The following is a 10830-nucleotide window of genomic DNA, read 5'->3' as shown; positions in this document are numbered from 1 at the left end:
CTATCACTGTGTTACCCGCGCTATCAACGCGCTGTTTCCAACGATACGGAGAAGTCATGATCGTCATCACCGGGGCCACCGGAGCCCTCAACGGCGCGACCGCCGACCACCTGCTCGAGCACCTGGCGCCGTCCGACCTGGCGGTGGTGACCCGTGATCCAGCCCGTGCACAGCGGTTCGCGGACCGTGGCGTCCAGGTCCGCCGAGGCGACTACGCCGAGCCGGAGACCCTGCCCGCGGCCTTCGCGGGCGCCGACCAGCTCCTGCTCGTCTCGTCGAACGACCCGGCCGCCGACGCCGTCGCGCTGCACCGTGCCGCGGTCGACGCAGCCGTGGACGCCGGCGTCGGCCGGGTCCTGTACACGAGCCACCAGGGCGCCGCGCACGGTTCGCCCTTCGTGCCCGCCGCGCACCACGCCGCCACCGAGGACCTGCTCCGCGACTCCGGGCTGCCGTGGACGAGCCTGCGGAACGGCTTCTACGCGCACAGCGCCGTCTGGATGACGGGACCGTGGCAGGAGACCGGCACGGTGTCCGTCCCCGTCGACGGCCCGGTGTCGTGGACCGCCCGCGAGGACGCCGCCGAGGCAGCCGCCGCGATCCTGCTCTCCGATCAGCCGTTCGACGGGCCGGTGACGCTCACCGCTCCGGACGCGCCGACCTTCGCCGACCTGGCTCGGCAGGCGTCCGAGGTGTCCGGTCAGACGATCGGGTTCGAGGCCCTGGGCGAGGACGAGTGGCGTGCCCGTGCGCTGGCCGCGGGGCAGGACCCGCACATGGTCGCGTTCCTGCTCGGCATGTACCAGGCCGCCGAGCGGGGCCTGTTCGCCGGCACCGATCCGCTGCTCGGCGAGCTGCTCGGTCGCGCCCCACGGCCGGTGCGCGACCAGCTCAGCTGAGCGCCGCGACCTCGTCGAGGATCGCCTCGACCGCTGCGGGGTCGTGGGCGAACCGTCCGAGGAACAGCCCGCCGATCCGCCCCTGCCCCCGGGTGAGCAGGCCGGGTCCGGCACTGCCCCCGTAGAGGACGGTGCTGCCGCGCAGCTCGGGCCGGGTGGCGAGGTGCTGCTCGATCCCGGCGAGCACCGCCACGATGTGGTCGTCCGGTGCGGGTGCCGGTGCGCCGATCGCCCACACCGGTTCGTAGGCGACGGTCAGGGGACCGACGAGACCGTCCGCGACGGCGGTCGAGACGGCCCGGTCGAGCTGCGCGGTCACCGCCGCCACGGCCTCGGTCGGATCGGAGGCCCGGTCCGGCTCCCCGACGCAGACCAGCGGACGCAGGTGGTTCCGGAACGCCGCGTGCACCTTCCCCGCGATCGTCGCGTCGTCCTCGTGGAACAGGGAACGCCGTTCGGCGTGCCCGATCTCGACCAGGTCGACACCGATCTCCCGCAGTTCGGCGCCGGAGACCTCGCCGGTGAACGCGCCCGCGTCGGCCCACGACAGGTCCTGCGCGGCGAGCTGCACACCGGTGCCGGTGAGCAGCTCACGCACCGGGACGAGGGCCGGGAACGTCGGCGCCACGAAGAGCGACGCCGCACCCGAGCGCACCGCGGGGTGCCGCCGGGCGATGTCCGCGACCTCGGCCGACCACGACAGCGTCCGGGCGTGCGAGAAGTACGTCTTCAGCGACACCCCGACGGTGATCACGGGGCGACCGTCTCCACGACGAGGGCGAAGGACAGCGCGCCGGGGTCCGCGGTGCCGACGGCCTGGTCGGCGTGCGTCCGCGCCCGGCCCATCTTCGGCACGAGCGACTCCGTGGCGTCCGCTGCTTCGCGGGCGGCACGGACGGCGTCACCCCAGGCCTCGGCGAGCGCCGCCCCGGCGTCGAGGCGGGTGCGGAGCACCTCGTCGAACGGCACCAGCGCGTCCACCATCGTCTTGTCACCGACGGTGGCTCCGAACGCGAGCACGGCCTCGGTGGCCGCGCGGACCCCCTGCGCGACGGTGGCACCCGACGGACGCGAGTCGTCCCCGACCACGCGACCCAGTGCCTCCAGGGCGGCACCCCAGATCGCACCGGACGTGCCGCCGGCCTTGTCGGACCAGGCATCCGCAGCGATCAACAGGACGGTGCCGGCACCGGCACCGCGGGCGACCGCGTCGGCGGCTGCGACGTCGGCGGCGTGCGATCCGCGCTGCATCCCGATGCCGTGGTCACCGTCGCCGGCCACGGCGTCGATGCGGCCGAGTTCGTCGGCGTGCTCGTCGAGGACGGCGCGGACCGCCGCGAACCCGGCGGCGACCTGCTCGGCGACCGCACGGGACTCGTCGGTCGCCGGGCCGATGCCGACGCCCTCGGCGTCCGCCGCCACGGTGGACGGGTCGACCCGCTGTTCGGCGACCGCACCGCCCTTGCGGTAGGCGGGCGTGTCCGCGGGTGCTGCCCAGAGTTCCTCGAGCTCGTCGTCGAGCCAGAACAACGTCAGGGAGACCCCGGCCATGTCGAAGCTCGTGACGAGTTCGCCGACCTCGGGCTCCACGATGACGGCTCCGGCGTCCGCCAGTCGGCGCTGCACCGAGCGGTAGACGACGAAGAGCTCCTCGTACTTGACCGAGCCCAGGCCGTTCAGGATCGGGACCACTCGCTGGCCGTCGAGTGCCACGCCGTCGGGCAGTTCGTCGAGCAGCCGGGACACCAGCAGCTCGGCCAGCCCGTCCGCGGTGGGCACGTCCGTCTCGTCGATGCCACGCTCGCCGTGGATGCCCATGCCGACCGCCATCCGGCCCTCGGGCACCGTGAACAGGGGTTCCTCGGCGCCGGGCAGCGAGCACCCGGAGAACGCGACGCCGAAGCTCCGCGTCCGGTCGTTCGCCCGCTCGGCGACGGCGGTGACCGTGTCGAGGTCGTCCCCGCGCTCGGCGGCGGCGCCGGCGACCTTGAAGACGCAGAGGTCACCCGCGATGCCGCGGCGCTTCGCGCGGTCGTCGGCCGGGGCGCTCGTCACGTCGTCGGTGACGCGGACCGTCCGGACCGGGATGCCGTCGGCCTCGAGCGTGCGCGCCGCGGCGTCGAAGTTCAGGACGTCACCGGCGTAGTTGCCGTAGCTGAGCAGCACACCGCCCCCGTGCTCCGCGGCCTTCGCGACCCCGGTGACCTGCTGGGCGCTGGGGCTGGCGAACAGGTTGCCCATCGCGGCACCGGCGGCCAGTCCGTGTCCGACCAGTCCGCCGAACGCGGGGTAGTGCCCCGAGCCGCCACCGATCACGACCGCGACCGTGCCGTCGGGACTCGTGGTGGAGCGGGCGACCCCGCCGTGCACCCCGCGCACCCACCGCTCGTTCGCGGCGACGAAGCCGTCGGTCGCCTCGTCGGCGAAGTCCGCCGGGTCGTTGAACAGTCTGGTCATCGCTTGCTGCCCTTCGGGTCGGTGGTGCGGACGTGCGAGGTGTCGAGCAGTTCGTCGGCCTTGGCCCCGCGGAAGAACTTGGTGCAGAAGATCATCACCGCGGCGACGAACGCCAGGACGCCGAGCGAGACGATGCCGAACGCACCGCTGTCGGTCGGCACCACCTCGTTGATCGCGGTGCGCATGATCGGGGCGACGAACCCGCCGAGGTTGCCGAGCGAGTTGATCAGGCCGATGCCCGCGGCGGCTGCGGCACCGGTCAGGAACGCCGTCGGGTACGCCCAGGTGATCGGGCCGACGGCCAGGAAGCTCGCGACGGCCAGGGTGATGAACAGGATGCCGAGCACCGGCTGCCCGTTCGCACCCGCCCACGCCGACCCGAGGATCGACAGGCCGGTCGTGACGTAGAACAGGGTGCCCCAGCGACGACGGCGTCCGACGGAGTCCGCACGCGACCCGATCAGGTAGCAGGCGACGAGCCCGACGAGCCACGGGATCGCGGACACCAGACCGACCTGCCAGCCGACGTCCTGCCCGAGCAGCGAGGACACCTGCTGCGGCAGGTAGAACGTCGTGCCGTAGACGGCGACCTGCAGGCAGAAGTAGATGATCGTGAAGTACCAGACGCGCCCGCTCGCCATCGCGCGCCAGATGCCCTTCGGGCCGTCCTCGCTGCGGGCGGTGTCCTCGCGCTCCATGGCCGCGGTGAGCGACGCCTTCTCGCCCGGTTCGAGCCACTTCGCCTGCTGCGGACTGTTCGTCAGGAACACCAGGGCAGCGATGCCCGCCAGCACCGCGAGGATCCCCTCGCCGGCGAACATGACCTGCCAGCCGTGGAACGGGGTGACCTGGTCACCGATGCTGATCAGCCCACCGGACAGCGGGGCGCCGATCATCTGCGAGAACGGCTGCGCCAGGTAGAAGATCGCGAACATGCGCACGCGCACCTTGTTCGGGAACCACTCGGACAGGTACATGATCACGCCCGGGAACAACCCGGCCTCGGTCACACCCAGGATGAACCGCAGGATGATGAACATCGTGTCGTTCGTCGTGAAGGCGAACAGTGCGGCGACGATGCCCCACGTGACGGCGATCCGGGCGAGCCAGAAGCGCGCACCGAACCGCTTGAGCAGCAGGTTCGACGGGATCTCGAAGATCGCGTAGCCGATGAAGAAGATGCCGGCGCCCAGGGCGAAGGCGGCGTCGGAGATGCCACGGTCGACGCGGAGGGCCTCTTCGGCGAAGCCGACGTTCGTGCGGTCGAGGAACGCGACGAAGTACAGGATGACGAGCATCGGCATGAGGTGCTTCGTCGCCTTGCCGATGGCGGACTTGAGGCCGGGGTCGTTCGTCGACCCGAGCGCGGGGGCAGGGGGTAGTGACACGGGTTCGCTCCTTTGCGAGCACGGTGCGGTCGTTCTGGCGTCCGGCGGTCGGTTCGGTCGTCCGGACGGGAGGCACGGATCGCGTCGCCCGGTCGGCGCGCGTTCCGTGGGCGGCTGGCCCTAGTGCATGTACAGGCCGCCGTCGACGTTGAGCGTCTGGCCCGTGACGAACCCGGCGTCCTCGCTGATCAGGTACGCGATCGCGGCAGCGATGTCCCGCGGGGTGCCGATGCGCGGCAGGACGCCGTCGGCGGCCATCTCGGCCTTCCGCTCCTCGGACAGGGTGCCGCCCATGATGTCGGTGTCGATCGGACCGGGGGCGATCGCGTTGACGGTGACGCCGCGCGGGCCGAGCTCGCGCGCCAGGCCACGGGTCAGGCCGATCACGCCGGCCTTCGCCACCGTGTACGGGGTCTTGCTGAAGGTGCCGCCGCCGCGCTGGGCGGAGACCGACGACAGGTTCACGATGCGGCCGTAGCCGGACCGCACCATGGACTCCGCCGCCCGCAGGCTGGCGAAGTGCACGCCGTCGAGGTTGATCGACAGCACTCGGTGCCACTCCCCCTCGGGCAGGTCGAGGTAGGCGTGCGCCGAGGAGACCCCGGCCAGGTTCACGAGTGCGGTGATCGGCCGGAGTTCGGCCTCGATCGTGTCGAAGGCCGCACGGACGGCGGACTCGTCGGCGACGTTCGCACCGACACCGACGGCCCGCACGCCGTGCTGTTCGCGGATCTCGGCGGCGACCTGCTCGCTCGACGTCTGGTCGAGGTCGATGATCCCGACGTCCCACCCGGCCTCGGCCAGGTGGTGGGCGGTGGCGCGGCCGATGCCCCGCGGTGAGGCGGCCCCGGTGAGGACGACGGTGCGGTCCTGGGGCTGGCCGGCTGACTGGTTCTGCGTGCTCATGGCTCGTGCTCCGGGCTCAGTGGATCGGCGCCGGGCCGAGCTCGTCGAGGAGCTTCTGCATCGCGACGTACGCCTTGTTCCGGTAGGCGACGAGCGCGGGCGTGCGGTCGGCGGGGACCTCGAGGTACCCGGCGCCGGACTTCGTGCCGAGCTCACCGGCGTCGACGTGCTGCTGCAGTGACGGCGGGGTGGCGAAGCGCTCCGGCCAGCGGGTCTGCAGCGACTCGAAGCAGAACGCGTAGACGTCGAGCCCGGCCATGTCGGCGATCGCGAACGGGCCGAAGAACGGCAGGCGGAACCCGAACGTGGTCCGCACGATGGTGTCGATGTCGTCGGGGCTCGCGATGCCCTCGTCGGCGATCTTCGTGGCCTCCTCGAACAGCGCGTACTGCAGGCGGTTCAGGACGAACCCCGTCGAGTCCTTCACCCGCGCCGACTGCTTGCCGGTCGCGGCGACGACGGTCTCGCCGACCTCGATCGCGTGCTCGTTCGTGGTCGGGTGCGGGATGAGCTCGACGCCGGGGATGAACGGCGCCGGGTTCGAGAAGTGCACGCCGAGGAACCGCTCCGGGCCCACGACCGCCTCGGCCAGCGACTCGATCAGGATCGTCGAGGTGTTCGACCCGATCACGGCGTCGGGGCGGGCGGCCTCGCTGATGCGGCGCAGCGTGGCGTGCTTGATCTCGAGCTTCTCGGGCACGGCCTCCTCGATGAAGTCGGCGTCGGCGACGGCGGCCTCGATCGACTCGGCAGCGCTCAGGTGTGCGCGGACCCGTTCGACGGCGTCCTCGGGGAACAGCCCGTCGGCGACGAACTGTGCGGTCTCGCCGAGCAGTCGCTCCAGGTTCTGCTCGGCGATCTCGGCCGAGACGTCGGCGATCCGGACGGTGTGGCCGGCGAGGGCGAGGACCTGGGCGATCCCGCCGCCCATGTAGCCGGACCCGACGACGGCGATGTCGAGGGTGCTCATCGGATTGCTCCTTCGGTGCTGGTGGATGCAGTCGGGGTCGCCGTCGCGTCGAGCTTCGTCGTCGCGAGGACGGATCGGATGTACTGCTGGTTGGTGGCGCAGACGCCGAGGCTGTCCCCGCCGTACTGCTCGGTCATGACGATCCCGCGGAACCCGTCGGCGACGGCGTCGCGCAGGACCTGGCGGTAGTTGATAAGGCCCGTCTCCATCGTGCTCGGCGCACTCGTCGCCCAGCTGCCGTCGCCGGCCTCGTCACGCGTGTAGTTCTTCACGTGCAGGTAGTTGGTGTGCGGCATGGTCTTCGCGAACAGCTCCCGCCAGTCCTCGACGGGACGGTGCAGGCGGATGAGGTTCGCGACGTCCGCGTTCAGGCCGACGTTGTCGAGCCCGATCTCCTCGACCAGGCGGACCGCGCTGTCGGCGGTGCCGAGGTACGTGTCCTCGTACAGCTCGAGCGCCATCGGCAGCCCGACGCTCGCAGCGTGCTCGCCGAGCTCCCGCAGTCGCTTGACCGCAGCGGCCCAGACCTCCGGGTCGTCCGGGTCCTTCGGGCCCGGCGCCGTCCAGAACCACAGCGCCCGCTTCTGGGCGTCGGTGAACGGCTGGTGCAGCCCGGTCGAGAAGACCTGCATGCCCCACTCGGCCGCCGCGTCGATGGTGCGGTGGGCGTAGGCGAGGTTCTCCTCCTCGTGCCCGGGCTGGATGACGCTCTTGCGCTGCAGGTGCACCGACGGGATCCCGATACCGTGCGCCTTCGCGACGGCGAACAGCTCGTCGCGGCGCGAGGGTTCGAGGTCAGCGGGCCGGATGTGGCTGTCGGCGAGTTCGGCGAGTGAGAAGCCGACTGCCTCGATCTGCCCGAACACCTCGTCCCACACCTCGGCGGGGGCGTCGTGGAAGGCCGTCCCGTCACGGGTGACCTGCGCGAACCCGTGCAGGCAGGCGGCGATCGGCCAGGTCTCCGACGTCCAGGTGGTGGGGTCCCAATCCTGGTCGACCCAGTCCTGTGGAGTGGTCACGGAATGCTCCCTTGCATGTCGTGGTGGTTCAGCATTGAACCTCTTTCCTATAGGAAAGATACTCGCACGACGCCGGAACTCAACCCCTGTGCCTCAGCTCGTGTGGGACGCGTCCGCGCGCGAACGCAACCGGACGGCGTCGATGTGGAGCCGCATCGCAGCGACGGCCGACGTCGGGTCCGCAGCCAGCGCCTCCAGGATGGCCCGGTGTTCCTGGACCGCACGATCCGTGTCGTCCCCGCCACCCTCGACGATCTGCCGCATGCGGTGCACGCGCGTCGTGATGATCTCGGACATCTCCTCGAGGAACGGGTTCCGTGTCGCGTCGAAGATCAGCTGGTGGAACTGCCAGTCGCTGCGGAAGAAGCGGGCCATCAGTTCTTCCGGAGCGTGCGCAGCACCGACGGACGCGACCTCGGCGGCCACCGCAGCCTGCTCGTCGAGCGCTGCCGCGAGTCGCTCGCGCAGGCCGTCCACATCGCCGCGGGCCGCGAGCTCGACCGCGCCGCTCTCGACGATGAGCCGGGCGTCGAACAGGGCCTCGAGCTGGTCGCCGGCCAGGGGCGGGGAGACCCGGTACCCCTTGTTCGCTTCACGGGTGACGAGGCCGGTGCGTTCGAGTTGCACCAGGGCTTCTCGCACCGGGGTCGGCGATACCCCGAGGGAGCGGGCGAGGCCGTCGATCGACAGCCGCATGCCCGGTTCGACGTCGTGGCCCATCAGGACCTCGAGCACCCGGTCGTAGACGCGGTCACGCAGGCCGAGCTGCATGATGCGCTCCGTCCCGAAGCCGGGCATGGTCGTGGACATGGGTCGATCCTAGAGAATCCACGAAACGAGGATCCTGTGCGACCGGCTCCTACGGGCTGTCGTAAGTGAGCGAATTTCTCCTATTCTCGTGCGGGCACCCGCTGCGTCATCGACGACACCCGAAGAACGGAATCACCATGGCCCGACCCGAACGGACCGTGCGCAGAGCCTCGCGGCTCCTCCTCGCACTCACCGCGACCGCATTGGCGGCGGTGACGGTCCTCGCTGCCACCGCGCCAGCGGACGCCGCCTCCGCGCCCACGGAGACCACCACGGCGCCGACGGCACCACCAGTGACGTCCGCTCCGAACACCGCCGCGCCGACCGTCCAAGCAGAGCCGACCACGCCGCTGGACGAGGTGACGCCGGAACCGACCCTCACTCCGAGCCCCACCCCGACGACGGTCCCGACACCGACACCGGTTCCCCAGCCCAGGAAGTTCACGACGAAGCCCGCAACGGTCTCTGGAACGGTCAAGGTCGGCAAGACCCTCACCGCGACCTTCCCGAGCTGGTCGCCGGCCCCGACGACCAAGAAGTACCGCTGGCTGCGGGACGGCAACTCGATCCGCAACGCCACCGGTTCGCGGTACACGGCGACGGCCTCGGACCACGGCCACAAGCTCTCGGTCTCCATCACCGGTTCCCGCACCGGGTACACGACCGCGACGCGGACGCAGTTGATCGGTGTCGTCGTCCGCGGCGACGCTCCGAAGTTCACGGCTCGTCCGTCGGTCAGCGGAACGACGAGGAACGGTGGCGTACTGACGACGACGAAGGGCTCCTGGAACACTTCCGGCCTGACAGCACGGTACGAATGGCTCCGCAACGGCAAGGTCGTCGCAGGCATGACGTCGCGGACCTACCGTCTCGGGTACTACGACGTGGGGGCTACCATCGCGTCCCGGGTCACCGTGTCGAAGGCCGGCTACGCCAATGGTTCAGTCCGAAGCGTCGCCACCGCGAAGATCGCGAGAGCCACGGCATCGTTCTCGGGCAACGGCACCTTCAAGGTCGGCTCGACGATCAAGCCGGGCACGTACTACTCGACGACGCGACAGGACCAGTTCTGCTACTGGGCACGACTCAGCAGCGCACGGGGCACGCTGGACGACATCCGCGCGAACGACATCGGTTCGGGTCAGCGCATGATCCGGGTGTCGAGCACGGACAAGTACGTCGAGCTGGACGATTGCGGCACCTGGTACGCCGCGACCACCGCCGGCCCGAAGCTCTCGAAGATCACCGGAGACGGCGTCTACAAGGTGGGCCAGCAGGTGTCGAAGGGCACCTGGAAGACGACTGCTCCGAGCGGGTGCTACTGGGCGACCCTGTCCTCCGCATCAGGCAGTCTGGACGCGATCATCGCGAACGACTACCTCGACCGCCGAGGCAGCGCCGTCGTGACGATCACCAACGACGTGGTCGCCTTCTCGTCGAGTGGTTGCGGGACCTGGACCCGAGTCGGCTGACGCGGTCGGTCGGGGCACGGAGCTTCCGTCCGTGCCCCGACGCGGATCGGGTAGTTCCGCGCGGCTCCACGACGACCTCGAGAACTTGCTCGCCGTCAGCGGAGCGAACGGGGTCCGGTAGCCGATCCGTTACCGCGCGTTGAGTTCGAGGTAGTCAAGGGCCTGGCGCACCGTGTCTTCTAGCGGGCGGGTGCTGTCGATGACGAGTCGATCGTCCGTGCGGGGCTCGTACTCGTCGGCGACGCGCTGCACCTCGTCCCACGTCGGCAGGGTGAACCCAGGCAGGTCATTCGCACGCTGCTCCACCCGGCGACGGTGCTCGTTGACGTCCGCACACGCGACCTCGATCACGCGCAGCGAAACCCCAGCGGCTTCCGCTGTCGACGCCCATCCAGCGCGAGCGGGTTCCACACCACTCACCGCGTCGGCGATGACCACCTGTCCCCGCCGCAGATTCGGCACCGCGATGGCATGCATGACCGAGTAGGCGGCGATCCCGGACTGCTCGGGCGGAATTTGGTACTTCCACATCGCGCCCTCGATCGCATCAACGCGAAGGGTCAGCGAAGGTGTCAGCTCCGCGATCGCAGCAGACAGCGTCGACTTCCCTGCACCGGGAAGACCACAAACCTGAACCAGCATCGACAACTCCTTCGTTGGACGTGGCTCACTGTTTAGTGGTCGTGGATGCGCAGCACCAGCGAAGTGGATACCTTCGTCGGCTTCCGATGACGTGTCCGAAGGCGGATCGGCTACCGGACACTCGGCTGTGTGGAGCAGGGGCGCGAGGTGCCCTGTCTGCGACGGACCACCGTTCGGGACGAGGACGTGCCAGCGTCGACCTGTGGCAAAAGGTCCGGCGGCGCCGGCTCAGCCCCTCGCCATCACCGCGTACCTCACGGCAGAAGA

At 70.4% G+C, this 10830-nt stretch carries 11 protein-coding genes; 2 read left to right on the top strand and 9 right to left on the bottom strand.

Features of this window, described 5'->3' with window-relative positions:
• The first annotated feature begins 56 nt into the window (after window positions 1-56).
• Window positions 57-899, top strand: a complete 843-nt coding sequence (locus DEJ20_RS00320) for an NmrA family NAD(P)-binding protein (protein ID WP_111234461.1) — start codon at window positions 57-59, stop codon at window positions 897-899.
• Here DEJ20_RS00320 and DEJ20_RS00315 read toward each other — a convergent pair.
• The 8 genes from DEJ20_RS00315 to DEJ20_RS00280 all read right to left on the bottom strand — a co-directional run bounded on the left by DEJ20_RS00315 (window position 892) and on the right by DEJ20_RS00280 (window position 9299).
• On the bottom strand, window positions 892-1653 hold the full coding sequence (locus DEJ20_RS00315) for a triose-phosphate isomerase family protein (protein ID WP_111234462.1): 762 nt from the start codon (window positions 1651-1653) through the stop codon (window positions 892-894). The two genes, DEJ20_RS00320 and DEJ20_RS00315, sit on opposite strands and share 8 nt — an antisense overlap.
• Complete coding sequence (locus tag DEJ20_RS00310) at window positions 1650-3356, bottom strand: dihydroxyacetone kinase family protein (protein ID WP_111234463.1); 1707 nt, start codon at window positions 3354-3356, stop codon at window positions 1650-1652. Before DEJ20_RS00310 ends, DEJ20_RS00315 begins: the two co-directional genes overlap by 4 nt.
• Window positions 3353-4744, bottom strand: a complete 1392-nt coding sequence (locus tag DEJ20_RS00305) for an MFS transporter (RefSeq protein WP_111088818.1) — start codon at window positions 4742-4744, stop codon at window positions 3353-3355. Before DEJ20_RS00305 ends, DEJ20_RS00310 begins: the two co-directional genes overlap by 4 nt.
• A 120-nt stretch (window positions 4745-4864) precedes the next feature.
• Entirely contained in the window at window positions 4865-5650 is a 786-nt protein-coding gene (locus DEJ20_RS00300; protein ID WP_111234464.1) for an SDR family NAD(P)-dependent oxidoreductase, read from the bottom strand.
• Between the two features lie 16 nt (window positions 5651-5666).
• Window positions 5667-6620, bottom strand: coding sequence for a 3-hydroxyacyl-CoA dehydrogenase family protein (locus DEJ20_RS00295; RefSeq protein WP_111234465.1), 954 nt, complete (start codon window positions 6618-6620; stop codon window positions 5667-5669).
• The gene (locus tag DEJ20_RS00290) at window positions 6617-7639 is read right to left on the bottom strand and encodes a sugar phosphate isomerase/epimerase family protein (RefSeq protein ID WP_111234466.1); all 1023 of its coding nucleotides are present in this window, start codon (window positions 7637-7639) and stop codon (window positions 6617-6619) included. Before DEJ20_RS00290 ends, DEJ20_RS00295 begins: the two co-directional genes overlap by 4 nt.
• Before the next feature lie 93 nt (window positions 7640-7732).
• The gene (locus DEJ20_RS00285; protein ID WP_111234467.1) at window positions 7733-8449 is read right to left on the bottom strand and encodes a GntR family transcriptional regulator; all 717 of its coding nucleotides are present in this window, start codon (window positions 8447-8449) and stop codon (window positions 7733-7735) included.
• Window positions 8450-8555: 106 nt separating this feature from the next.
• The gene (locus DEJ20_RS00280; RefSeq protein WP_146245352.1) at window positions 8556-9299 is read right to left on the bottom strand and encodes a hypothetical protein; all 744 of its coding nucleotides are present in this window, start codon (window positions 9297-9299) and stop codon (window positions 8556-8558) included.
• Here DEJ20_RS00280 and DEJ20_RS00275 point away from each other — a divergent pair.
• Window positions 9298-9921, top strand: a complete 624-nt coding sequence (locus DEJ20_RS00275) for an Rv1352/Rv1906c domain-containing protein (protein ID WP_146245353.1) — start codon at window positions 9298-9300, stop codon at window positions 9919-9921. The two genes, DEJ20_RS00280 and DEJ20_RS00275, sit on opposite strands and share 2 nt — an antisense overlap.
• A 129-nt stretch (window positions 9922-10050) precedes the next feature.
• Here DEJ20_RS00275 and DEJ20_RS00270 read toward each other — a convergent pair whose 3' ends face one another.
• Window positions 10051-10563: a P-loop nucleotide/nucleoside kinase family protein gene (locus DEJ20_RS00270; RefSeq protein WP_111234469.1), complete on the bottom strand. Its 513-nt coding sequence runs from the start codon at window positions 10561-10563 to the stop codon at window positions 10051-10053.
• Window positions 10564-10830 lie beyond the last annotated feature (267 nt).

Source organism: Curtobacterium sp. MCSS17_005, from assembly GCF_003234225.2.
GTDB lineage: Bacteria > Actinomycetota > Actinomycetes > Actinomycetales > Microbacteriaceae > Curtobacterium > Curtobacterium flaccumfaciens.
This window is presented reverse-complemented; position numbering and strand designations above follow the sequence as displayed.